This window comes from Bacteroides sp. AM07-18 (assembly GCF_003602695.1).
Lineage (GTDB): Bacteria > Bacteroidota > Bacteroidia > Bacteroidales > Bacteroidaceae > Bacteroides > Bacteroides uniformis.
This window is the reverse complement of sequence record NZ_QTLM01000014.1, coordinates 17480-43086: the sequence shown is the minus strand read 5'-3', so window position 1 is coordinate 43086 and position 25607 is coordinate 17480. Positions and strand designations below refer to the sequence as shown.

Below are 25607 nucleotides of genomic sequence, written 5' to 3'. Positions count from 1 at the left end.
CTATTATTGTTTTTGTTATTTACCATAGTTTCTTAACACATCCTCGTAGAGGGCGCGGATTCTCAAACCTACTTTTTCCCACGTGATTCCATCCACTTCCTTCTTGCCTTCCTCCTGCAGATATTGGAAGAGAGCGGGATTGGTGCAGAGGGAATAAATGGCATCGGCCATTGCATGAATGTCCCAATAATCGGTCTTGATGACCTTATCAAGAATTTCACCGCATCCCGACTGCTTGGAAATGATGGAAGGAGTCCCACACTGCATGGCTTCCAGCGGAGCGATACCGAAAGGCTCGGAAACGGAAGGCATAACGAATACATCACTGTTCTTGTAAACCTCATATACCTGCTTCCCCTTCATGAAGCCCGGGAAGTGGAACCGGTCGGCGATGCCCCGCTCGGCTGCCAGATTAATCATGGCATCCATCATATCTCCCGAACCGGCCATAACAAAGCGGATGTTGCGGGCACGCTGCAATACCAGCGAAGCTGCTTCCACAAAGTATTCCGGTCCCTTCTGCATGGTGATACGGCCCAGGAATGTCACAATCTTCTCTTTGGAATGGTCGGGACGTGGAATGTCCTGGTATTCCTGCGAGAGAGGATAGACGGCATTGTGCATGGCAAACACCTTCTTGGGGTTCTGATGGTACTGCTCAATAACCGTGCGGCGGGTCAGTTCGGACACGCACATGATGCAGTCGGCATAATCCATACCGTTCTTCTCCATAGAATAGACGGTAGGATTGACTTTTCCGCGCGAACGGTCAAAGTCCGTAGCATGGACATGGATACAGAGCGGCTTTCCGCTCACCATCTTGGCATGCACTCCGGCAGGATACGTCAGCCAGTCGTGGGCATGAATAATATCAAATTCCTGCTGGCGAGCCACTACTCCGGCAATCACCGAGAAGTTGTTTATCTCTTCGTGCAGGTTGCCGGGATAACCGCCGGCAAAGTCCATGCAGCCTATGTCATTGACGTGCATATAAGAGAAATCCGAATAAATATGGTCGCGGAAAGAATAATAATCTTCCGGCGTCATGTTGCGCGTCAGCCTCGACTTCAAATAATTGTAATCGACATCACGCCACACGATAGGCACCTGGTTCATGCCCACTATCTTCAAGAAGTCCTCTTCTTCGCCCGTCGGCTTGGGCATGCAGAAAGTAGTTTCCACATCACCCTGCAAACTTAATCCCTTAGTTATTCCATAAGAAGCAACCGCAAGACCACCATATATTTTGGGAGGAAATTCCCATCCAAACATTAAAACTTTCATCTTCGTTCCTCCTATTATAAATTATACTTAGACAATAACTTCAAGATACGCAGGATTTCCGCCGTATTCATGGCAAATGACACCGCCCCTCTTCCAACAAACGGAGGATTACCATCGAAGAGTTCGGGCAATGCGCCAATACAGTGGGAAGTCATTTCATCTTCCATACCGATGAGGTATCTCTCTACAAACGACACGCCACTCACTTTATAGATACGCAGATATGCTTCCATGTAGAAACCCATCAGCCACGGCCATGCCGTACCCTGATGATAGGCATAATCTCTTTGAATCTGAGGACCTACATAATTCGGATTGTATCCGCCACTCTTGGGGCTCAGTGTACGCAAGCCCTTCGGAGTCAACAGTTCTTTCGTCACAATATCAAGCACCTGTTTCTTCTGGGCCCTATCCAACGGAGAATAGTCAAAGGCAACGGTAAATATCATGTTGGGACGTACGCTCCAGTCCATCATATAACCATCCACATAGTCGAACAGATAGCCATACTCATTGCGGAAGACGTCTACGAAAGACTTTCCGGTGATTTCTGCCTGAGCGTCCAGTGTATCGGCAAGAATTTCATTGCCCCCCTCCCGAACCATATCGGCTACAAAACGCAGGGCATTGTACCACAGTGCATTCACTTCTACAATGTAGCCCGTACGTGGAATAACCGGGCGGCCATTGGCGGTAGAGTTCATCCAGGTAACCGCTTTCTCGGTGCCATTGGTATACAACAGTCCGTTTTCGTGCAGGAAGAGATTGTCATGCCTGCGTTCATGGATATAGTCAACAATCTCCTCGAGAAGATTACCGTACATCTGCCGGCAATTTTCACGCGAAGTCTCCTTGGCATACTGCTGTAAAGCCCAGACAGCCCACAGCAGCACATCCGGATGCTCCATCTCGTATATCTTATAGGAGGAAGGTTCTCCATTGATAAACTCACGGATAGCCTTTTCGGCTGTTTTCATCACGTCTTCAAATTCATCTTGCTCGCCTAAGGCCAAAGTAAGACCCGGCAGGGAGATGAACAAGTCACGGGCGCGACACTTGAACCAAGGATAGCCTGCAAGCACATAATGCTCCTCCCCCTGCTTGTTGTGAAACTGGTGCGCCGAGTTTTTCAGACAGTGGTAAAAACTGTCACGCGGAGTGCGGTCGGCCACCTCGGACTCAAAAGTCTGCTTCAGCTTGCGGGGAGAAATCTCGGAGATACCGGCGGAGAAGACAACGCTTTCCCCTTTCTTTATATCCACTTCAAAATATCCCGGCACATAAAGGTCTTCGTTGAAGTCATATCCGCGTTCCTGTTCTTTGGGATACTCGATACCACGATACCAGTCAGGCTGGAAGTGGAACTCATTCTTTTTGTTGAGCTGCATGAACAACTCCGGATAACCGGGATACATGCAGGTTTTAATGCCATTCTCTACCAACTGGTAGTCGCGGCTTGCCTGCGCATTTTCGTGCGTGTACTCGCGCACACTGCGGAATGCCAGGAAAGGGCGGAAACGAAGTGTGGTTGCCGAATGGGCATCGACCAAGGTATAACGAATCAGAATCCGATTTTCATGGTGTACGAAAATCTTTTCCTTACGAAGGATGACGCCTCCTACACGATAGGTAGTTGTGGGGATATTTTCACAGTCAAACTCTCGGATATACTTGTGCCCGTTAGGACTGAAGTGGTTTCCTTGATACTTATGCAACCCCAGGTTGAACTCCGCACCGTGCTGAATTACAGTTTCATCCAAAGAAGACAGCAGCACATGGTTTTCATCATCGAGGTTGGGGACCGGTATCACCAACAGACCGTGATATTTGCGTGTGTTACAATCTACAATTGTTGTACAATGATAGGCTCCCGACCTATTCGTCCGCAATATCTCCCTTGGCAAAGATTCTTGCAGATTAATCATCAGGGTCTTGTCAAATCGTAAATAACTCATAGTTGTGCATTATTTAAAGGTTAATTATTTCGGTATATGCGCTACAAGCCATGTAGCGATGCCCAAAAATACGAATTAAAGCTTATAGGCAAAATAAAAAGTCAGTTTTTTTTCGGTTTTCGTCAAATATTCCGTAGTATTGTACAAAAATAGCAATCACTGTACGAAATATGAAGCATGATATACGCAGAATGGCATTGGCGGCGGTTATACCCCTATTCCTGCTATTCATTTTATACATTTTAAAGTTTTTGGAGACAGGCATGGATTGGAACTTCACACGACTGGGAGTATATCCGATGGAACAGCGGGGCGTGTTCGGAATTTTCGCACATCCACTGGTACACAGCAGTTTCAAGCATCTGTTCGCCAATACGATTCCACTCTTTTTCCTGATGTGGTGTCTGTTCTATTTCTACCGGCATATAGCCCCCTACATCTTCTTTGCCATTTGGATAGGATGCGGTGCGCTTACCTTTCTTATAGGGAAACCGGGATGGCATATCGGAGCCAGCGGCATCATATACGGACTGGCTTTTTTTCTGTTCTTCAGCGGCATTCTGCGCAAACATGTACCGCTTATCGCCATTTCACTGTTGATAACGTTCCTATATGGCGGCCTGGTATGGAATATGTTCCCACAATTTGCCAAAGCCACCACTTCCTGGGAAGGACACCTTAGCGGAGCCATAGCAGGCACGCTATGCGCCATAGGCTTTATGGAATACGGTCCCCAACGGCCCGATCCGTTTGCCGGAGAGGAAGACGAAGAGGAAGACGAAGATGAGGAAAACAATGAGGATGAGGACGATAAGAAGGAAGAGGAGAAGGATGAGGATTCGTCTACAAGGATTGAATAGCACGTTTAAGAAACAATAAAAAAAACAAAAAGAGGGGCAAAGAGTTTACAGTACACCTTGATAATATCTACTTTTGTTTCAAAACAAGAAGAAAAAGCATTATGAATACAATGTTTGATACATTACTGCAACTGCCACTCTTTCAAGGACTCGCACAAGAAGACTTTACCAATATCCTGGGGAAAGTCAAGCTGAGCTTTACAAAGCATAAAGCCGGCGAAGTTATCGTGAAAGCCGGTGACACATGCAGTCAACTGATATTCGTATTGAAAGGTGAAATCTCCTCATGTACTTCATCTGCGAATACATCATACAGCTCCACGGAATATTTTCAGGCACCTTATGTCATCGAGCCACAATCTCTGTTCGGGATGAGCACCTCCTACGTCTCGGCCTATACCGCCCAAACCGAGACCCACACAGTGAGCATCAGCAAGGCTTTCGTCATGAGCGAATTGTTCAAATATGACATATTCCGCCTGAATTACATGAATATCATCAGCAACCGCGCCCAAAGCCTAAACAGCCGTCTTTGGGCAGAAAGCACCGACAACCTTGAGAAACGTATCGGCAACTTTATCCTGACACATATCGAACGTCCGTCAGGCAGGAAAATACTGAAAATAAAAATGGAAGAATTGGCTCAGGTGGTCAATGATACCCGTATGGGAGTATCAAGAGCGTTGAACAGCATGCAGGAGAAAGGCCTGCTCGAACTGCACAGAGGCGAGATGATGATTCCCGACGCAGAAAAGCTCTTATAGGCCACCTGAACCGAGATTTCCTACAACACCTTGTCTATCGCTTTCTTTATCAAGGCTTCCATCACTTTATACCCTTCTAGAGTGGGGTGTACCCCATCCCGGGTATACGAGGAGTTCAGAGCCTTATTGTCGCCTTCCACCATCTCACTGTAATAGTCGACATAAGGAATCTTGTTTTCCTGGGCATACTTCCGGATTCTGGCATTCAGCTGCATTATCTTTTGCGGAGCATCCTTCACCGAAGGATTCCAGCCAAAGGCAGCGGCAGGCAACACAGACGTCAAAATCACCTTTATCTTATTGGCCCGTGCCAGCTCTACCATAGACACTATATTTCCAAAAGTGTATTCTTCATTATAAGCGCCTGCATTTTCCGCAATGTCATTGGTACCTGCATTTATCACGACCAGCGCCGGAGCAAGCTTGATGACATCTTCGCGAAAACGGAGCAGGAAATGGGAAGAAGTCTGCCCGCCTATACCACGGCCCACATAACCGTTGTCTTCAAAGAAAGCGGCATCGTTTGCCACCCATCCTTCCGTGATGGAGTTGCCCATAAAAACCACCCGGTCCTTCTGTTTTCCCTTCCGTACCAGTTCCTTGTTTGCCTCTGCATAGCGTTTCAAATTTCCCCAGTCCTGCTTCTGTGCGTCAGAGGCTACCCAGGGGATGCACAAAAAGACAGCAATCATACATAAAAGTTTCATTGTTCTATTCTTTGTTGTTTTGTTATAAAAAAAACAGCCCCACCGTTTTTAAGGTGAGGCTATCATTATCATTGGTCAATCTCACTCCCACTCGATAGTCGCATTGGGTTTCGGAGACATATCATAACAAACGCGATTGACGGTTTTCACTTCCTTGAGAATACGGTCGGTAATCTTCATTAGGATGGGCCAGTCCACCGGCTCAATGGTAGCGGTCATGGCATCCACTGTGTTGACGGCACGGATAATGACGGGCCAGTCGAACGAACGTGCATTGTCGCGTACACCCACAGATTTGAAATCGGGCACCACAGTGAAATACTGCCATACCTTCTTATCCAGGCCTGCCAGTTGGAATTCCTCACGCAGAATGGCATCCGACTCGCGTACAGCCTCCAAGCGGTCACGGGTAATGGCTCCCAGACAACGTACTCCCAATCCGGGACCGGGGAACGGCTGACGGTAAACCATCTCGTACGGCAATCCAAGCTCTACACCGCATGCACGTACTTCGTCCTTGAACAGCTGGCGCAACGGCTCCACCAATTCAAACTGCAAATCCTCGGGCAGACCGCCTACGTTGTGATGAGACTTCACCATCTTGGCTGTTTTTGTGCCACTCTCTACAATATCGGGATAGATGGTACCTTGTCCCAGGAAGTCGATACCGTCCAGCTTGCGGGCTTCTTCCTCAAAGACACGGATAAACTCTCCGCCGATAATCTTGCGCTTTTCTTCCGGGTCAGCCACGTTTTCCAGCTTGGAGAGGAAACGGTCTGTAGCATCCACGTATATCAAGTTAGCTTTCAGCTCCTTGCCAAAGATTTCCACCACGGCTTCCGATTCGCCCTTACGCATCAGTCCGTGGTTCACGTGTACGCAAACCAGCTTGTCTCCGATGGCTTTCAGCAGCAAAGCGGCCACCACGGAGCTATCCACACCACCGGACAGTGCCAGCAGCACCTTACGGTCGCCCACCTGACGACGTATCAACTCCACCTGGTCGTTGACGAAATTCGTCATGTTCCAGTTCGCCTCAGCCTTGCAAGTATCGAATACGAAAGATTTCACAGCCTCCTTGATGGCTTCCACATCATCCGTAAACTGCGGCAGCTTCACTTCGCACAGCGCCTTGTCGTGTCCGGCAGCCATTACGGGGAATCCCGCTTCGTAAATCTCGGGCAACACGTCGATGGACACCCCGTCAACCACATTGTTGGGGCCGCCGTTGATGATGATGCCTTTCACATTCGGCAAGGCCTTCAGTTCGGCGGCAGTAATGTCGTGCGGGTAGATTTCGCTATATACTCCCAACGCACGAATCGCCCGGGCAAGCACTGTGTTCTCATGGCTTCCCAAATCCAGAATCACAATCATATCCTGCTTCATTCTTCTATATTGTTTTTAAGTTAATAATTTCAGTAGGTCTTATTCCCATTCTATTGTGCTGGGTGGTTTTGAAGAGATGTCATAGGTCACGCGGTTCACACCTTTCACCTTATTTATAATGTCGTTGGACACCTTACCCAGGAATTCGTAGGGCAGATGCGCCCAGTCGGCTGTCATGGCATCGGTGGAAGTGACGGCACGCAAGGCCACTGCACGTTCATAGGTGCGTTCGTCGCCCATCACGCCCACACTCTGTACGGGCAGAAGAATGACGCCCGCCTGCCAGACCTGATGGTAGAGCGATGTCTCGTTGCCGTCGGCATCCTGCACTTTCCAGTCACGCAAGCCCTGAATGAAAATATCGTCGGCTTCCTGCAAAGTATGCACCTTCTCCGGTGTTATATCCCCCAGGATGCGGACAGCCAGTCCCGGACCGGGGAAAGGATGACGGGTAATCAAATGTTCGGGCATTCCCAATTCGCGTCCCACGCGGCGTACTTCGTCCTTGAACAGCCACTGCAACGGTTCGCACAGACGGAGGTTCATCTCCTCGGGCAGACCGCCCACGTTGTGATGGCTCTTGATGGTCTTGCCCGTAATGTTTAGGCTCTCGATGCGGTCGGGATAAATGGTGCCTTGTGCCAACCAACGGGCATCGGTTATCTTGTGCGCTTCGGCATCGAAGACCTCGATAAAATCGCGGCCGATGATTTTACGCTTTTGCTCAGGCTCGGTCACTCCCTCCAAATCCTTGAAGAACTTCTCGCTGGCATCCACGCCAATCACGTTCAGTCCCAGGCATTCGTAGTCGTGCATCACATTCTTGAACTCATTCTTGCGAAGCAGTCCGTGGTCCACAAAGATACAGGTCAAGTTCTTGCCAATGGCACGATGCAGCAACACGGCGGCTACCGAAGAATCCACACCGCCACTCAGTCCCAGGATAACTCGGTCGTTGCCAAGCTGCTCCTTCAGTTCGGCCACAGTAGTATCTACAAACGATGCGGCGCTCCAGCTCTGGCTGCAACCGCATACGTCCACCACGAAGTTGCGCAGCATCTGCGTACCGTCCTCGCTATGAAATACTTCCGGATGGAACTGCACTCCCCACATCTCCTCGCCGGACACCTGGTAAGCAGCAATCGCTACCTTGTCCGTAGAAGCTATAATCTTGAAGTTGTCGGGAATGGCTGTAATCGTGTCTCCATGGCTCATCCATACTTGGGTATTCTTCCTTACCCCTTTGAAAAGGACATTCTCCGAATCGAAAGAACCGAGATGGGCACGTCCGTACTCGCGGGTTCCTGCCGGCTCCACCCGTCCACCGTTGCTGTAGGAGATAAACTGCGCACCGTAGCAGATACCCAGAATGGGGTATTTCCCACGAATCCCGCTCAAATCTACCTTGAATGCACTCTTATCATAAACAGAAAAGGGGCTACCCGAAAGGATAACTCCTTTTACACTCTCATCTCCGTATGGAAATTTGTTGTAAGGTACAATCTCGCAATAGACATTCAATTCGCGCAGCCGGCGGCCGATGAGCTGCGTGGTTTGCGAACCGAAATCAAGAATAATAATCTTCTCTTGCATATAAATCCGTATAGACTTTAATAAATGATTTGCAAAAGTAGAAAAAGTAAAGGAATTATCAGGGATAATGTGACAGAAAAACGTTTTTTTACTAAAAACAGCTTTAATTTCAGGCTAGAACTATCCACAAGGATACTAAAAGCTATTCTTACTACAACCGTGCTGTTTTCTTACCACAGCTATGCAACTTGCTTACCACAGCAATGTTATTTTCTTACCACGGCTGTGGTAAGATTACTGCTTAGTATAAAAAGGGACAGTTTCCGGCGGTACCGGGGAGAGTTAAATGCATTAGGGAATGTATCAAAAGCCATGAACGCTTTCATCATGTTATAATATTAGGCGCGGAATTCTAAGACCTACGCAAGTTTCCTGTGCAAAAACTTGTGTAGGTCTTAGAATTCCGCGCCTAAAAAAAGCGTCAAGAGGGTTTTGACATCCCTATGAAGTTCCGCTTCGATATTACTTTTCTTTCAGCAAATCACGGATTTCGGTCAGCAGCACCTCTTCCTTGCTCGGGGCAGGGGGAGCCGGAGGAGCGGCAGGTGCCTCTTCTTTCTTCTTTTCAGTCAGCTTGGTCAACAACTTTATGAACATGAAGATAGAGAATGCTATAATCAGGAAGTCGAAGGTGACCTGCAAGAAATTACCGTAATTCAGGGTCACGGCAGCAATTTCTTTTCCGTCCACCATTTCGGCAGGTTTCAGCACCCACTTCAAGTCTGTAAAGTTGACACCGCCCACCAGCAGCCCGATAGGAGGCATAATCACATCTGCCACAATGGAGGAGACGATTTTTCCGAATGCCCCACCGATAATCACACCGACGGCCATGTCTATCACATTGCCCTTCATGGCAAAAGCCTTAAATTCCTGTAAAAATGAACTTTTTCCCATCTTTTCAATTATTTAATTATGATTTTGGTTACGAATATAAAAACATTTTCTTACTTTTGCACCGCAAATCAGAAAGAATTGCAATTAGTAAGCGAAAGTTTATTTTTAAACATTATAAAACCCTTAAAAGTTTAAACAAAATGATTAAAGTAGGTATTAATGGATTCGGACGTATCGGACGTTTCGTATTCCGCGCTGCAATGAAGAGAAACGATATTCAGATCGTAGGTATCAACGACCTTTGCCCGGTAGATTACTTGGCTTACATGCTGAAGTATGACACTATGCACGGCCAGTTCGACGGTACTATCGAAGCTGATGTTGAAAACAGCAAGCTGATCGTTAACGGTCAGGCTATCCGCATCACTGCAGAAAGAAACCCGGCTGACTTGAAATGGAACGAAGTAGAGGCAGAATACGTTGTTGAATCTACTGGCTTGTTCTTGAGCAAAGACAAAGCTCAAGCTCACATCGAAGCCGGCGCAAAATATGTTGTAATGTCTGCTCCTTCTAAGGACGACACTCCGATGTTCGTTTGCGGTGTTAACGAAAAGACTTACGTTAAGGGTACTCAATTCGTATCTAACGCTTCTTGTACTACCAACTGCTTGGCTCCTATCGCTAAGGTATTGAACGACAAATGGGGTATCACTGACGGTTTGATGACTACTGTTCACTCTACAACTGCTACTCAGAAGACAGTTGACGGTCCTTCTATGAAAGACTGGAGAGGTGGTCGTGCTGCTTCCGGCAACATTATCCCGTCTTCTACCGGTGCTGCTAAGGCTGTAGGTAAAGTTATCCCGGCATTGAACGGCAAACTGACTGGTATGTCTATGCGTGTTCCGACTTTGGACGTATCTGTAGTTGACTTGACAGTTAACTTGGCTAAGCCCGCTACTTACGCTGAAATCTGCGCTGCCATGAAGGAAGCTTCTGAAGGCGAATTGAAGGGTGTTCTGGGTTACACTGAAGATGCAGTTGTTTCTTCTGACTTCTTGGGTGACACTCGCACTTCTATCTTCGACGCTAAGGCTGGTATCGCTTTGACTGATACTTTCGTTAAGGTTGTATCTTGGTATGATAACGAAATCGGTTATTCTAACAAGGTTCTTGACTTGATTGCTCACATGGCATCAGTTAACTGCTAATATACAGTTAGAAAATAATAAAAAATAGGTGACTTCTGCAGAAGTCGCCTATTTTTTTTGCAATTTTGCAGCTAGTTCGTTTTTTATCAGACCCTTTAAACATGATGAAGATTATACTAACTCTAATATTGCTTTGCTTTATGAACACTATATCGTCTCAAAATCCTTTTTTTGAAACATACTCCACGCTGCACAGCACTGTCCCGTTCGACAAGATTAAGACCGGAGATTACGTACCCGCCATCCGCGAAGGCATCCGCCGCCAAAATGCGGAAATAGAGGCCATCATCCGCAATCCGGAAGTCCCGACATTTGCCAACACAGTGTTGGCCTACGAGAAGTCCGGTGAGATGCTCCACCGTGTCAGCACTGTATTCGGCAATCTGCTCAGTGCCGAAACGGACGATGACCTACAGGAACTGGCCAAGGAAATCATGCCGATGATGAGCGAGCATGAAAACAACATCAGCCTGAACGAAGAGCTGTTTGCACGCATCAAAGCGGTTTACGAGCAGCAAGACAAAGAGACGCTGAACCCGGAACAGCACAAGCTGCTGGAAGATATTTACAATGGTTTTGTACGCAACGGCGCCAACCTCCAGGGAGAAGCCAAGGAGAAATACCGGGCTTTATGCAAAGAGCTCAGCCTGCTGACGCTGCAGTTCAGTGAAAACAACCTGAAAGAAACGAACGACTACAAGCTTGTCATCACCGACAAGTCACAACTGGCCGGGCTACCCGAGAGCGCGGTAGAAGCCGCTGCAGAGACAGCCGGGGAAAAAGGCGTCGAAGGCTGGGTATTCACCTTGCAGGCTCCCAGCTATGGCCCTTTCCTGACCTATGCAGACAGCCGTGACCTGCGCCGTGAGCTGTATATGGCCTACAATACGAAGTGTACGCATGACAACGCCAGCAATAATCTGGAAATCGTAAAGAAACTGGCCAATGTCCGTATGGAGATTGCCCAACTCCTAGGCTATGACAACTTCGCCGAATACAACCTCCAGGAGCGCATGGCACAAAACAGTGAGTCCGTGTATAAGCTGCTGGACCAACTGCTGGAGGCTTACACGCCCACCGCCAAACAAGAATATGCAGAAGTGCAAGCCCTGGCACGCCAAGCGGAAGGAGAAGACTTCGTCCTAATGCCGTGGGACTGGGCGTACTATTCCCATAAACTGAAGGACCGGAAGTTCAATATCGACGATGAGCTGCTCCGCCCTTACTTTGAGCTGAACAACGTGAAGGAAGGTGTATTCGGCCTGGCAACCAGACTGTATGGCATCACCTTCAAGAAGAATCCGGATATTCCCGTTTATCACAAGGATGTGGATGCCTACGAAGTCTTCGACAAAGACGGGAAATTCCTTGCCGTGTTCTATACCGACTTCCACCCCAGAGCAGGCAAGCGCTCGGGAGCCTGGATGACCAGCTACAAGGAACAGTGGATTGACGAAAAGACCGGTGAGAACAGCCGTCCCCACATATCCATTGTGATGAACTTCACCAAACCGACACAGGACAAGCCTGCCCTGCTTACCTTCGGCGAGGTGGAGACATTCCTGCACGAATTCGGCCACAGCCTGCATGGTATGTTTGCCAATACCACCTACGGGAGCCTGAGTGGAACCAATGTATATTGGGACTTTGTGGAACTCCCCTCCCAATTCATGGAGAACTTCGCCATCGAAAAGGAATTCCTGCATACGTTTGCCCGCCATTACCAAACCGGAGAACTGATACCGGACGAACTGGTACAGCGCATTGTGGATTCCTCCAACTTCAACGCGGCATACGCCTGCCTCCGCCAGGTTAGCTTCGGCCTGCTCGATATGGCTTGGTACACACGTAACACCCCGTTTGAAGGTGACGTGAAAGCCTATGAAAAGAAGGCTTGGGAAAAAGCACAGATTCTGCCTTCTGTGGCAGAAGCCTGCATGAGCACACAATTCTCCCATATCTTTGCCGGAGGATATTCTGCCGGATACTATAGTTATAAATGGGCAGAGGTGCTGGATGCAGATGCTTTCTCGCTATTCAAGCAGACGGGCATCTTCAACCCGGAGACTGCCGCCTCCTTCCGAGAGAATATCCTTTCCAAAGGCGGAACGGAACATCCGATGACGCTCTATAAACGCTTCCGCGGACAAGAGCCTACAATCGACGCATTATTAATCAGAAATGGAATAAAGAAATGAAGAGACTTATAAGGAACATCTTTTGCATGTTGCTCATGTTTTCGCTGCTCCCCCTGCTAAGCGGTTGCGACAACGAGGACGATGTTATCGGAATATTCACCGGGAAGACATGGAAGCTCAGCCGACTCACCAATAAAGGCAGCAATGCCCAATTCTATCCAAACCTTTGGAACAACAATGAGGAAGAGATGAAGAAGAGTCTGGACAAGCTATATAATCAGAAAAGCACCTTCACCCTCAATTTTGAAGGTACCGAACTGGATGGAGAACTGATGGGCACCACCGTCAACGGACAAGGCATCAACTCAAGCGTCAACGGCACTTGGAAAGCCGACGGAGCTTCAGGCTCGCTCAGCATCAGTGTGAAGGTTACGGGGGCTGCAGAAAGCGATGCACTGGCCAAGGCATTCATCTCCGGATTGCAAAACGTGTACAAGTATGAAGGGGATGCCAATTCACTGACCCTCTATTTTAAAGACGGACCGACAACCAGAGTCATGGGATTCACCCCGCAACGATAAAGCATAAATATGATGGACGATTCTACAAAAGACAAACAAGAAGCATTGGATAGGCGTTATATACGTATGGCAAGCATTTGGGCCGAAAATTCGTATTGCCAACGCCGCCAGGTCGGTGCACTGATTGTAAAAGACAAGATGATTATCTCTGACGGCTACAACGGTACCCCTTCCGGTTTTGAGAATGTATGCGAAGATGAGAATAACGTCACCAAACCATACGTGCTCCATGCCGAAGCAAACGCCATTACCAAAATAGCCCGTTCAAACAACAGCAGTAACGGTGCCACCATGTACGTCACTGCCTCCCCCTGCATAGAATGCTCCAAACTGATTATCCAGGCAGGCATCAAGCGGGTGGTCTACTCCGAGAAATACCGCCTGGAAGATGGTATCGAACTTTTGAAACGGGCAGGCATCGAGGTAGTGTTTATTTCAATGGATAATGAAAAGTTGAAAATGGAAAGTTGAAAGTTGCATGCGCAGCCAAATAGTAAATTGTAAATAGTCTAATAGTAAATAAACATCATGAGTACAAAAAATACTTCCCGCTTTATGCCGCTCATCATCGCAATCAGCGTAGTCGCGGGAATCCTTATCGGAACGTTTTATGCCAGGCATTTTGCCGGTAATAAACTGGGAATCATCAATAGCTCGTCCAACAAGCTGAATGCCTTGCTGCGTGTTATTGATGACCAGTATGTGGATACCGTCAACATGACCGATTTGGTAGAGAAGGCCATGCCGCAGATATTGGCGGAACTCGACCCCCACTCCACCTACATCCCCGCACAGAAGCTGGAAGAGGTAAACTCCGAACTTGAAGGCAGCTTCAGCGGTATAGGTATCCAGTTCACCATTCAAGAAGACACGATACACGTAAACAGCGTGATTCCCGGCGGACCGTCCGAGAAAGTGGGCCTGATGGCAGGCGACCGCATTGTAATGGTCAACGACAGTCTGTTTGCAGGCAAAGGCCTGACAAACGAAAAGGCCATGCGCAACCTGAAAGGTCCGAAAGGAAGCCAAGTGAAGTTAGGCGTCAAGCGTGCCACGGAAAAGGAGTTGCTCGACTTCACCATCACACGCGGTGACATCCCACAAAACACCATTGATGCAGCCTATATGCTCGACGATGACTACGGATATATACAAATCAGCAAATTCGGACGTACCACACACGTGGAGCTGCTGAATGCGATTGCCCAACTGAGCCACGAGAAGTGCAAAGGCCTGATTATTGACCTGCGCGACAATACCGGAGGCTACATGGAAGCCGCCACGCGCATGGTGAACGAATTCCTGCCGGAAGGAAAGCTGATAGTATATACCCACGGCCGCAAATACCCCCGCATGGAGGAATATGCCAACGGTACCGGCAGTTGCCAGAAGCTGCCGCTAGTGGTATTGGTAAACGAGAGTTCCGCTTCGGCCAGCGAAATCTTTGCGGGCGCCATTCAGGACAATGACCGCGGAACCATTGTAGGACGCCGTTCCTTCGGCAAGGGACTCGTACAGCAACCCATCGACTTCAGCGACGGTTCCGCCATCCGCCTGACCATTGCCCGTTATTACACCCCATCGGGCCGTTGCATCCAGCGCCCCTACGAGAACGGCAAGGACAGTAAATACGAAATGGACTGGATTACCCGTTACGAACACGGCGAGTTCTTCTCCAAAGACAGCATCAAACTGGACGAAAACCTGCGTTACTCTACCGGTTTGGGCAGACCCGTATACGGCGGCGGTGGCATTATGCCGGACGTATTCGTTCCGCAAGACACAACCGGAGTATCTTCTTACCTGATAGAAGTAAGCAACAAGGGACTGATTCTGCAATTCAGCTTCCAGTATACCGACCGCAACCGTGCGAAATTGAGTGAATACGACAATGAAGAAGATTTGTTGAAGTACCTTCGCCACCAAGGTATCGTGGAGCAGTTTGTACGTTTTGCAGACTCCAAGGGAGTAAAGCGGCGCAACCTGCTTATCCACAAGTCCTACAAGCTACTGGAAAGAAGTCTTTACGGCAACATTATCTATAACATACTGGGAAGGGAGCAATACATCCGCTACATCAACCAGAGCGATGCTACCGTCAAGAAGGCATTGGATATTCTGGAACGTGGCGAGGCATTCCCAAAAGCCCCGGAAGCGACACCAATCATAGAGGATACAAAAGATGATGGAAAGGAAAAAAGAACTGCGCAGGCAGGTAGCTTTGTTGAAGACCCGACACAGCTCTTCCACTACGCGTCAGTCTGCTGAAATACTTGCCGCCCTCGAGGCACATCCTGCTTTCAGGGCGGCAACCACCGTACTGCTTTACCACTCTCTCAAAGACGAAGTGGACACACACGAATTTATCCGGAAGTGGAGCCGCGAAAAGCGGATACTGCTTCCGGTAGTTGTAGGTGACGACCTGGAACTGCGGCTGTACACCGGACCCGAAGACTTGAAACCTGGCGCATACGGCATCGAAGAACCAACCGGCGAGCTATTTACCGACTATGCAGACATAGACTTCATAGTGGTTCCCGGCGTGGCATTCGACCGTAACGGCAACCGCCTGGGGCGCGGTAAAGGTTACTATGACCGGCTTCTGCCCCGCATCCCATCAGCCTACAAAGCCGGCATCTGCTTCCCGTTTCAACTCGTAGAAAAAGTTCCTGCGGAACCGTTTGATATACGCATGGATGAAATCATTACGCAATGAAAACTAATTATCATACACACACCACACGCTGCATGCATGCCACCGGAGATGACGAAGACTATGTGCTCAGTGCCATCAAAGGCGGTTACCGGATACTCGGGTTTTCAGACCATACTCCCTGGAAATACCGTACCGACTACGTAGCCGACATGCGGATGCTCCCCGAGGAGCTCCCCGGCTACGTGGAGAGTCTCAAGACGCTCCGTGAGAAATACCACGACCGGATAGACATCAGAATAGGACTTGAATGTGAATACTTCCCCCAATATATCCATTGGCTGAAAGAGCAAACCAAGAAGTACCAACTGGACTATATCATCTTCGGAAACCATCACTACCACACCGATGAAAAGTTCCCCTACTTCGGCCATCATACAGACAGCCGCGACATGCTCGAACTTTACGAAGAGAGCGCCATCGAAGGTATGGAAAGCGGATTATTCTCCTGCCTTGCCCATCCGGACTTGTTCATGCGCTCCTATCCGAAGTTCGACCACCATTGCACTACCATCAGCCGGCACATCTGCCGTACTGCTGCACGCCTGAATGTCCCGTTGGAATACAATATAGGCTATGTAGCCTACAATGAAGCGCACGGCTTATCCACCTACCCGTGCCCGGAGTTCTGGCGAATCGCTGCCAATGAAGGCTGTACAGCTATCATCGGACTGGATGCGCATGACAACAAGGATTTGGAAACTCCGATGTATTATGACCGGGCAGTCCGGGAATTGAAGGAACTGAAGATTGAAAGAATAGATGAGCTGAGGATGCTCATCTGAATATGATATTCGTTATGACCTGGGCCCCCACATGACGATTCAAGTTGCGCACCAGCAACTCGCGCCCCATCATCAGTTCCTGGCGCAAAGCAGCAGAAGTGAGGTGCACATAAAGCACCTGGTTCTTTATATAAAGTTCACGGGTGTAGGAGGCAATGGTAGGCCCCAGCACTTCGGGCCACGCACTGATAAGCCGCCGTTCATTCAGCGGAGACTCCAGACTTTCCTGCCTGAGGTAATGACGGATAAGTTCACCTATCTGTTCGGCATTATTGCGCTTCATGCCTCTTCCTCCTTCATTTCGGCAACCGTTCCCTGCTCCACACGGAACATCTTATAATCACTGCCCACTTTATGCAGAATACGGTCCAGGTGTTCGCGGTTGGTATCGGTTATAAAAATCTGTCCAAAACTGTCGCCTGCCACCAACTTGATGATTTGCTCCACACGCGAGGCATCCAGCTTGTCAAAGATATCGTCCAACAACAACAAGGGAACAGTGGTCCCGGTACGTTTCAGGAAATCAAACTGTGCCAGCTTCAACGCTACCAGATAAGTCTTGTTCTGTCCCTGCGACCCTTCACGCTTGATGGGGAAATCTCCCAAAAGCATATTCAGCTCGTCCTTGTGCACACCGCGCAACGAATAGCCCATAATCTGGTCGCGAGCACGGCTTTCCTTCAGCACTTCCAGCAAAGAGGCATCGCGGGCATGAGAGTCATAGCTTAATCCCACCTTCTCCCTATCTTGCGAAATGAATGAATAGAAAGACTGGAAAATAGGAATAAACTCACGGATAAAGGCCTCACGTTTGCGGAACACCACTTCACCGGCTTGTGCCATCATCTCCTCCCAGACCAGAAAGAGCTCTTCCTCCACCGGCTGTTCACTCTTCAGTAAGGTATTCCGCTGCACCAAAGCTTTATTGTATCGTATCAAAGCATCCAGATACTCTTTGTCGTACTGCGAGATAACCACATCCATAAAACGTCGGCGTTCATCACTGCCTCCTGCTATCAACTCCGAATCGGCAGGCGAGACCATGACCAAAGGCAGGAAGCCGATATGGTCCGACAAACGCGTATACTCCTTCTTGTTTCGCTTAAACTGTTTCTTCTGGCGCCTCTTCATACCACAGTAGATTTCCTCAGGAGTCCCATCGGCAGCCTCATAAAACCCTTGAATAACAAAGAAGTCGGCATCATGGCGGATATTCTGGGAATCAATGGGATTACCGGCACTTTTACAGAAAGACAAGAAATACACCGCATCCAGCAGGTTCGTTTTCCCCATGCCGTTCTGTCCGAAAAAGCAGTTCAACTTGGGCGAGAATGAAAGCTCCACCTGCTCCAAGTTCTTATAATTGAGTATAGATATACGTTTCAGTATCATTATAGTAACGATGAGTTCGGTTACAAAGATAATGCAAAACCGAAAGCAGTACAAAATAAGCCTGCTTATTTTTAATATAGAGGTGAAGCCCGGCTTATTGAAAAGTAGAAATAATTTCGGTGTTTTCTGATACAAAACAAAAAAAGATGCCGCTAAATTTCGTTGATAGCTATAAAAAACTTACTTTTGCGGGTCGAAATAGATAAATAAGAATAATAACAAAAAGATTATATAAAAATGGCAGAACAAAAAAAGACGAATGAAGCCTTAAACGTGGAGGATGCACTGACACAATCGGAGGCCTTTTTCATTAAGAACAAAAAAGCAATCATCGGCGCTGTAGTAGCAGTAATCATCATCATTGCCGGTGTAGTGATGTACAAGAACCTTTATGCAGACCCCCGTGAAGAAAAAGCACAAGCTGCCTTATTCAAAGGACAAGAATACTTCGAAGCAGACGCTTATGCACAAGCACTGAACGGTGACAGCATCGGTTTTGCCGGATTTGTAAAAGTGGCAGACGAATACAGCGGCACAAAAGCAGCCAATCTTGCAAAAGCCTATATGGGTCTCTGCTATGCACACCTCGGTAAATATGACGAAGCAGTGAAAGCATTGGACAGCTTTGACGGAGACGACCAAATGGTAGCTCCTGCCATGAAAGGTGCTATGGGTAACTGCTATGCGCAGCTCGGCCAACTGGACAAAGCCGCTTCCATGCTGCTGAAAGCCGCCAACGAAGCCGACAACAACTCCCTCAGCCCCATCTACCTGCTGCAAGCTGGAGAAATCCTGGTAAAGCAAGGTAAGTATGACGATGCAATCCAGGCGTATACCACTATCAAGGATAAATACTTCCGTTCATACCAGGCAATGGATATCGATAAGTATATCGAACAAGCCAAACTATTGAAGAAGTAATATACCTTATTATAAAAATATCTCAGGCACGGATTACACGGAAAACACGGAAAGACACAATAGCCGTGAATCCGTGTAGTCCGTGCCTCTTTTATCTCTCCTCTCCCTTTAATTTTCAATTATTAATTCTTAATTCCTTATTTATGGCAACAGCTTATCACAATCTTTCAGACTACGATTTCAGTTCTGTACCCAGCGCGGAAAAAATGAAATTCGGCATCGTTGTATCTGAGTGGAATTATAATATTACCGGCGCTCTCCTAAAAGGTGCCATAGACACCTTAAAAAAACATGGAGCCAAAGATGAAAATATTCTGGTAAAAACAGTACCCGGCAGTTTTGAACTGACTTTCGGCGCCAACCAACTTATCGAATACAGCGAAGTCGATGCAGTTATTGCAATTGGTTGTGTAGTCAGAGGAGATACTCCACATTTTGACTATGTTTGCATGGGTGCTACCCAAGGAATTACCCAATTAAACGCAAGTGGCGATGTACCAGTAATTTACGGATTAATTACTACCAATACTATGGAGCAAGCAGAAGACCGCGCCGGTGGCAAGCTGGGTAATAAAGGAGACGAATGTGCAATTACTGCAATAAAAATGATAGATTTTGCTTGGAGTTTACAAAAATAGTCGTATCTTTGCACCGCAATTGAGAAACAAACCTACTCAATGAGAGAATTGAGATAGAATCTTAAGTGCAAAAGGGCAAATACCAGAGTGGCCAAATGGGGCAGACTGTAAATCTGCTGGCTTACGCCTTCGGTGGTTCGAATCCATCTTTGCCCACAAAAAATTGCGGAAGTAGCTCAGTTGATAGAGCATTAGCCTTCCAAGCTGAGGGTCGCGGGTTTGAGCCCCGTCTTCCGCTCTTCTGAAAATCAGATAGTTATCGCAAGATTTCTATCTGATTTTTGTTTTTAGAGAATGCTGAATCTGCACGAAACTATGCGGTTGAAGTCAACCAAGAAGTCAACCAAAAATTTTATGAGTGCAGTAATCAACGTAGTGTGCTACAAGTGGAAAACTTTAGCAAATGGAGAATCCCCCTTAATGGTAAGAGTAGCCAAAAGCGGCAAACGGACTATGCAGAGTTTAGGCATATCCGTCAATCCTAAATATTGGGACTTTACACGAAACAAGCCTAAACCGAACTGCCCTAACAAAGAATATATCCAAAAGATTATCTTGGATAAGCAACGGGAACTTCAACAGCGAATGTTAGAGTTGAATATCGAACAGAAAGAATATACCACTACTACCCTACTCAATAATGAGCATACCAAGTTTGAACTGAAAACCGTTAGTGAATTCTACCACGAATTGATAGAGCAATACACACGTGAGGATAAATGCGGCAACCGTCTTATCTATAAAAGTTCTTTCAACTCGCTTAAAGTGTTCACGAAAGGCAAAATAGATATACCTTTCAGTGATATAGATACTTCTTGGCTTAACAAATATGAGAAATGGCTACGTTCCAAAGACAACAAAGAAACTACCATAAGCCTAATGTTTCGCACGCTCCGGAGTACATATAATAAAGCTATCAAAGCTAAGTGCGCCCGGAAGTCCGATTATCCGTTTGATGAGTACAAAGTCAACAAGTTCGATACCACAACTCAAAAGAGAGCCATTGCCAAAACAGACGTGCTGAAATTCACAACAGAGGTGCAGCCTATTGGAAAACAGCAGTACATGGAGTTGAGCAAAGACATATTCGTGTTCAGTTATCTATGCGGTGGAATCAATTTCACTGATATAGCTAATCTAACAAACGAGAATATTCAGAATGGCAGATTACACTATATTCGTCAAAAAACAAAGAAACTGATTAAAATAGGAATACCACAAGAGGCCATGCTAATAATTGAAAAATACTCAAAAGAGAGTAAAGGCTATCTTTTTCCTATTTTGGATAGCAAGATACACAAGACCGCCCTACAAAAGCAGAACAGAATACATAAGATATTAGGAAAGGTCAATAAGAATCTAAAACTACTTGCCGCACAGCTTGGAGTTGAAGCCAACTTAACAACCTATGTCGCTCGCCATTCATTCGCGAGTGTTCTTAAGAAATCGGGAGTAAACATTGCATTGATAAGTGAAGCATTGGGTCATTCAGACTTGGCGACTACTCAAATATATTTGGATAGCTTCGACAACGAGCAAGTAGATGAAGCAATGAAGAATTTGCTGTAATGAATAAATCTCCATTTGTAGCAATGCAGGTGGAGATTATTTTTTTAATTTTGCTTTCAAATCCAAAGTTAAAAAGATGAGCACCAACAATTCTAACATAATCAATGGATATGACCTCGTACAAGCAAAGAGTGCATTACCACAATTTATTCAATGTTCTACGAGATATAAAGAACTGTCCCAACTTTTCTCACAAACAGAATACCAAGAAACTCTTTTAGATATTATAACAACTACCATTAAACGCATCAGAAGATACCAAAGCTCTAAAGTTATTGACTTGGCGAGACTTGTTAAACTCTTATACGGCATCCAAAAACATGATTCTATCCAAATCAAATATAATGGGAAGACCCAATTTGATTTTCCATACGGAGAAACTACCCGGTTGGAAAATCCAGTGTAAGCTGCCCCCTAAAACCAAGCGATTCTGCCCCCTTGTGCTAAAATAATCCTACCCCCTTGATTCCAATATAAAAATACCCCTGCTTGGCAATGCCCGGCAGGGGATTTTTCGTAGATTTGATTCCCGTCTTGACCGGTGGGATAAAATCATTTCTACTATGACAACAAAGATAGCAAACATCCTCCAATGTTACGCATTGGGGATGGGGATAAAGCAGATAAGCAGGAGCTTTGAGCTTTCCCGCAACACGGTGCGCAGATATGTGCGCCTGTTTCAAGAGTGTGGTATACCGATAAAGGAGTTGGCCGCCATGCCTTCCGCTCGCATCCAGGAAATGTTCTCTGAAGGTGTTGGCCGTAACAGGGAACCGTCACAACGCCAGCTTGAGCTTGAGGCACTCCTTCCTGAGTATGCTGCCCGGCTTAGCCGCCGAGGCGTAACAGTGAAAACCCTGTACGAAGAGTACCGCGAGACCCATCCTGACGGATACAGACATGCCAGTTTCGGCAACTATCTCATGCGTTACCGTATGGTGACACATGTCGTAGGCCATGTCGAGCATTATGCCGGAGACCAGATGTATATCGACTTCGCCGGTGACAAACTGGAAGTCGTTGACAGTGAAAGCGGTGAATGTCGCAGCGTTGAAGTGTTCGTGGCCATACTTCCGTGCAGCCACTATACCTATTGTGAGGCGGTCTGGTCCCAGTCAAGACAGGACTTGATTAAGGCGTGTGAGAACGCGCTTCATTTTTACGGCGGGGTTCCGATGGCGATCGTACCAGACAACCTCAAATCGGCGGTAACCCGCAGCGACCGTAACGAGCCGGTAATCAACGAGGAGTTTGCGGCATTTGCCGAACACTACGGATGTACCGTATACCCCACACGGGTACGTCATCCAAAGGACAAGGCCTTGGTGGAGAATGCCGTGAAGCTACTTTACCGATCCGTCTACGCTGACATCGAGGGTCTTGTATTCCACTCGCTGGAGTCTCTGAATGCGGCCATATCCGAATCGCTCTCGGCCTTCAACGGACGCAGGATGAGCGGGCGTCCCCAGTCCAGACGGGAACAGTTCGAGCAGATTGAGTCCGACTGCCTCCGCCCGCTTCCCGCCATACGCCATCAGATGAAAGAGCGACGCTCCGCAACAGTAATGCGTAACGGCTATGTCACCTTCAGGCTTCACCATTACAGCGTACCGAAAGAGTATATAGGCAAACGTGTCGAGATTGTCTATGATGCGGACACGCTGGAAATATATCATGGCCTGCGTCTGGTGACCACACACCAGCGCGATGACACGCCATACTCCTATACGACCAAGGATGCCCACGGACTGCCCGGACGTCATGGAAGTTATGAAAAGGATCTGGAACAGATTTACGAACGGGCCGGCCAGACAGATAACGTCCTGCTGCTGTATCTGCGCAAGGTGGCGGAACTCAAGAAGTATCCTCCCGCGGCGTTCCGTTCATGCAGAGGCATCATGGCGTTGGAGAAGACCTTCGGGCTGGAACGGTTGGTGGCGGCAAGCGCATGCGCCACGCAACTGCGCCTATACGGATATCAGGAGATAAGGCGGATCCTTGAACGCGGGGATGATGCAGACTTCCTGTCAAAAGACGACATTGACGATGAGGTCCCCGTAACATCTATCCACAAAAACATCCGCGGAGCAGCCTACTTCGCACAATTAAAACATTTAAATAGAGACAACAATGGAAACAAATAATCTTACCGCACCGATAGCTGTCGAAAAAGACCGCAACACGTTGACAATCGAACTGATGAACCGTATGAAGCTGCACGGCATGGCCGCCGCCTTCACTGAAAGCCTAACCTCCACTATGGCAGAAACAATGACAATCGACTCTTTCCTGCACATGTTACTTGCCAGGGAATGGGACTACCGTGCCAATGCAGCCATCCAACGCCTTATACGCGGGGCGGCGTTCCGCTACAAGGCCTGCCTCGAGCAGATAGACTATGCAATCCCGCGTGGCCTTGACCGCAATCAGATGGAGCGGCTTGCATCGCTGGAGTTCATCCGCAAGGGACAGAACCTCTTCATCACAGGGTCATCCGGTACCGGGAAGAGCTTCCTTGCCACAGCAATGGGGTATGAAGCCTGCAAGAAGGGCATACGGACATATTATGCGAATGCTCCGAAACTTATGGGTACGCTTAAGGTGGCAAAAGTAAAAGGCACACTGGAATCGGAACTCAAGAGAATCGAACGGAGCACGCTGCTCATATTGGATGACCTCTTCCTTGTGAACCTTAATGCCAAGGAACGACCCATCCTGCTCGATATAATAGAGGACCGACATGGGCGCAAGTCCATCATCATCACCTCGCAACTGCCAACGGACAATTGGTATGATGCAATCGGAGACCCTACAGTAGCAGATGCCATTATGGATCGTATTATACATACGGCGCACCGGATTGAGCTGACAGGAGAAAGTGTCCGTAAAATGGCTGCATACAGAGGGAAATAAACTAAAATAATAATAACCCCATCGGTCAAGACTTTTTAAGGGGGCATTGTTGAATGTTTTAAGGGGGCAGAATCGCTTGGTTTTAGGGGGCAGCTTACACTGGATTTTCCAACAATGTTAAGTAGCATTTTGTTCTTCCTAAACATCATTCTTTATGATTGTGTCCATGGCATTCATGGTGGTGTTCATGGGATGAGCAGCCCACTCCCGAATCTGTAAGCTTCCCGTTTAAGTAGTCAGTGGCAATATCCAAAATATTACCGGAACAACCTCTTATTACTTTAATATGATGGGCTGTAAGTACATTCAAAGCACCTTGCCCCATATTCCCTGCCAACATGACGCTGACTCCCATGTTTTCTAATTCTCCTGCGATATTGGATTTACATCCGCATCCTTGTGGAGAAGGAATAGTCTCGCTGCTTAGAATCTGATTGTCTTGCCCTACTGTCAAGATTGTGTAATACTCACAGTGACCGAAATGGTTGTCAACTGCATTTTCTCTGGTTGGAATTGCAATTTTCATCATAATCTCATTCTTATTAATGTTAATATTATTAATGCTTATGTCGTTAGAGTGGCACACTGGACATTCCATTTTACGGATTTTAAGTGCAGGTTTGATATTATTGAATACAAAACCGCATACTCCGCAATGGAACCATTCACTATCAGTGTACGCTACTCCACCTTCTATCATTATAGCAACACCACGAACCAATGCTTGGGCAATTTTCTGCCTTGCACTGGTATATATTCGGCTAAGAGTAGGACGTGATACCCCCATTGAAACAGAAGCCTCTTGTTGAGTTTTCATTTCATAATCACATAGCCGTATCGCTTCATACTCTTCGAAATGCAAGAATATAGCATCCTTGCGACAAATGTTTGAGGCTATCGGTTTAAAACCTGCAACAGAAGGCATATTATTGACTTTACGGATGTTTTTTGGACGTGGTGACATTGAATATTTATTGTTTTCGACTGCAAATATAATGAACAAATGTTCATAACAAAACAATAAGCCGTTTTTTAACACAACAGATAAAAACTTTGATTTATATTCCCTTGAATACTCTTGATTTAAATTATTTCATGTTTGAGGGCAGGATATTCACTATTAATCCTCACTCCATGCTTATTGATTTAAAACCTTTCGTTATCTTTGCACCAATTCCAATGAACTAATGCGTTAGGGAGTTGGAAGGACATATTTAACGAAAGGTGTTATTGAAATTATCTTCTTGTAACAAATCTCGCAAATTTGAAACGCTGTGAAGATGATAGCAGTAGCACCCGCACTTGGATATATACCTACCTCATTTTTGTGAGGTTTCTATATGCCCTTTGGTGTGGG

The 25607-nt window shown here is 47.2% G+C and carries 23 protein-coding genes and 2 tRNA genes; 16 read left to right on the top strand and 9 right to left on the bottom strand.

Annotation, left to right across the window (positions count from 1 at the left end):
* Positions 1-15: 15 nt before the first annotated feature.
* Positions 16-1284, bottom strand: coding sequence for a glycosyltransferase family 4 protein (locus tag DW096_RS15155; protein ID WP_008666090.1), 1269 nt, complete (start codon positions 1282-1284; stop codon positions 16-18).
* Positions 1285-1298: 14 nt separating this feature from the next.
* Entirely contained in the window at positions 1299-3239 is a 1941-nt protein-coding gene (locus DW096_RS15150) for a glycogen debranching enzyme N-terminal domain-containing protein (protein ID WP_005823580.1), read from the bottom strand.
* A gap of 170 nt (positions 3240-3409) precedes the next feature.
* On the opposite strand from DW096_RS15150, the gene DW096_RS15145 reads away from it, so the two are divergent.
* Positions 3410-4099, top strand: coding sequence for a rhomboid family intramembrane serine protease (locus DW096_RS15145; RefSeq protein WP_005823585.1), 690 nt, complete (start codon positions 3410-3412; stop codon positions 4097-4099).
* Between the two features lie 101 nt (positions 4100-4200).
* Complete coding sequence (locus DW096_RS15140) at positions 4201-4863, top strand: Crp/Fnr family transcriptional regulator (RefSeq protein ID WP_005823588.1); 663 nt, start codon at positions 4201-4203, stop codon at positions 4861-4863.
* 20 nt (positions 4864-4883) lie between these two features.
* Here the strand turns inward: DW096_RS15140 and DW096_RS15135 are convergent, their stop codons facing one another.
* The 4 genes from DW096_RS15135 to mscL all read right to left on the bottom strand — a co-directional run bounded on the left by DW096_RS15135 (position 4884) and on the right by mscL (position 9449).
* Positions 4884-5570: an SGNH/GDSL hydrolase family protein gene (locus DW096_RS15135; RefSeq protein WP_005823589.1), complete on the bottom strand. Its 687-nt coding sequence runs from the start codon at positions 5568-5570 to the stop codon at positions 4884-4886.
* Positions 5571-5651: 81 nt separating this feature from the next.
* On the bottom strand, positions 5652-6959 hold the full coding sequence (guaA, locus tag DW096_RS15130; protein ID WP_005823591.1) for a glutamine-hydrolyzing GMP synthase: 1308 nt from the start codon (positions 6957-6959) through the stop codon (positions 5652-5654).
* A 39-nt stretch (positions 6960-6998) separates the two neighbouring features.
* On the bottom strand, positions 6999-8552 hold the full coding sequence (guaA, locus tag DW096_RS15125; protein WP_005823593.1) for a glutamine-hydrolyzing GMP synthase: 1554 nt from the start codon (positions 8550-8552) through the stop codon (positions 6999-7001).
* Between the two features lie 462 nt (positions 8553-9014).
* Positions 9015-9449: a large-conductance mechanosensitive channel protein MscL gene (gene mscL / locus DW096_RS15115; RefSeq protein ID WP_005835461.1), complete on the bottom strand. Its 435-nt coding sequence runs from the start codon at positions 9447-9449 to the stop codon at positions 9015-9017.
* Positions 9450-9589: 140 nt separating this feature from the next.
* Between mscL and gap the strand changes: the two genes are divergently transcribed.
* The 7 genes from gap (at position 9590) to DW096_RS15080 (ending at position 16817) form a co-directional block, all read left to right on the top strand.
* Positions 9590-10600, top strand: coding sequence for a type I glyceraldehyde-3-phosphate dehydrogenase (gene gap, locus DW096_RS15110; protein WP_005835458.1), 1011 nt, complete (start codon positions 9590-9592; stop codon positions 10598-10600).
* A gap of 140 nt (positions 10601-10740) precedes the next feature.
* Positions 10741-12798 (top strand): M3 family metallopeptidase, encoded by a 2058-nt coding sequence (locus DW096_RS15105; protein ID WP_120028803.1) that lies wholly within the window; start codon positions 10741-10743, stop codon positions 12796-12798.
* Positions 12795-13319: a DUF4847 family protein gene (locus DW096_RS15100; protein WP_009037063.1), complete on the top strand. Its 525-nt coding sequence runs from the start codon at positions 12795-12797 to the stop codon at positions 13317-13319. The genes DW096_RS15105 and DW096_RS15100 overlap by 4 nt, the downstream gene beginning before the upstream one ends.
* A gap of 12 nt (positions 13320-13331) precedes the next feature.
* The gene (locus tag DW096_RS15095; protein WP_005835453.1) at positions 13332-13790 is read left to right on the top strand and encodes a dCMP deaminase family protein; all 459 of its coding nucleotides are present in this window, start codon (positions 13332-13334) and stop codon (positions 13788-13790) included.
* Positions 13791-13847: 57 nt separating this feature from the next.
* Positions 13848-15587, top strand: coding sequence for a S41 family peptidase (locus DW096_RS15090; RefSeq protein ID WP_008666099.1), 1740 nt, complete (start codon positions 13848-13850; stop codon positions 15585-15587).
* Complete coding sequence (locus DW096_RS15085) at positions 15505-16035, top strand: 5-formyltetrahydrofolate cyclo-ligase (RefSeq protein WP_120028804.1); 531 nt, start codon at positions 15505-15507, stop codon at positions 16033-16035. Before DW096_RS15090 ends, DW096_RS15085 begins: the two co-directional genes overlap by 83 nt.
* Positions 16032-16817, top strand: a complete 786-nt coding sequence (locus DW096_RS15080; RefSeq protein ID WP_005835445.1) for a histidinol-phosphatase — start codon at positions 16032-16034, stop codon at positions 16815-16817. The genes DW096_RS15085 and DW096_RS15080 overlap by 4 nt, the downstream gene beginning before the upstream one ends.
* Here the strand turns inward: DW096_RS15080 and DW096_RS15075 are convergent.
* Together DW096_RS15075 and DW096_RS15070 are read right to left on the bottom strand one after the other, a co-directional pair.
* Complete coding sequence (locus DW096_RS15075) at positions 16810-17100, bottom strand: DUF721 domain-containing protein (RefSeq protein ID WP_005823615.1); 291 nt, start codon at positions 17098-17100, stop codon at positions 16810-16812. The genes DW096_RS15080 and DW096_RS15075 overlap by 8 nt on opposite strands.
* Positions 17097-18209: a DNA replication/repair protein RecF gene (locus DW096_RS15070; RefSeq protein WP_117749665.1), complete on the bottom strand. Its 1113-nt coding sequence runs from the start codon at positions 18207-18209 to the stop codon at positions 17097-17099. The genes DW096_RS15075 and DW096_RS15070 overlap by 4 nt, the downstream gene beginning before the upstream one ends.
* Positions 18210-18446: 237 nt before the next feature.
* On the opposite strand from DW096_RS15070, the gene DW096_RS15065 reads away from it, so the two are divergent.
* From DW096_RS15065 to istB, 7 genes are all read left to right on the top strand, one after another.
* Complete coding sequence (locus DW096_RS15065; RefSeq protein WP_057282025.1) at positions 18447-19130, top strand: tol-pal system YbgF family protein; 684 nt, start codon at positions 18447-18449, stop codon at positions 19128-19130.
* 143 nt (positions 19131-19273) lie between these two features.
* A complete protein-coding gene (gene ribH, locus DW096_RS15060) occupies positions 19274-19768 on the top strand; it encodes a 6,7-dimethyl-8-ribityllumazine synthase (protein WP_005823623.1) in 495 nt (164 codons plus the stop codon).
* Between the two features lie 73 nt (positions 19769-19841).
* Positions 19842-19924 (top strand) — tRNA-Tyr (locus tag DW096_RS15055).
* Positions 19925-19933: 9 nt separating this feature from the next.
* Positions 19934-20006, top strand: a tRNA-Gly gene (locus DW096_RS15050).
* Between the two features lie 116 nt (positions 20007-20122).
* Complete coding sequence (locus DW096_RS15045; RefSeq protein ID WP_117681426.1) at positions 20123-21337, top strand: site-specific integrase; 1215 nt, start codon at positions 20123-20125, stop codon at positions 21335-21337.
* A gap of 563 nt (positions 21338-21900) precedes the next feature.
* Positions 21901-23481: an IS21 family transposase gene (gene istA, locus DW096_RS15030; protein WP_005829261.1), complete on the top strand. Its 1581-nt coding sequence runs from the start codon at positions 21901-21903 to the stop codon at positions 23479-23481.
* Positions 23468-24250 carry an IS21-like element helper ATPase IstB gene (istB, locus tag DW096_RS15025; protein ID WP_117866261.1) on the top strand — a complete coding sequence of 261 codons (783 nt, stop codon included), beginning with the start codon at positions 23468-23470 and terminating at the stop codon, positions 24248-24250. The genes istA and istB overlap by 14 nt, the downstream gene beginning before the upstream one ends.
* A gap of 145 nt (positions 24251-24395) precedes the next feature.
* Here the strand turns inward: istB and DW096_RS15020 are convergent, their stop codons facing one another.
* Positions 24396-25214 (bottom strand): DUF134 domain-containing protein, encoded by an 819-nt coding sequence (locus tag DW096_RS15020; protein ID WP_117681725.1) that lies wholly within the window; start codon positions 25212-25214, stop codon positions 24396-24398.
* Between the last annotated feature and the right edge of the window lie 393 nt (positions 25215-25607).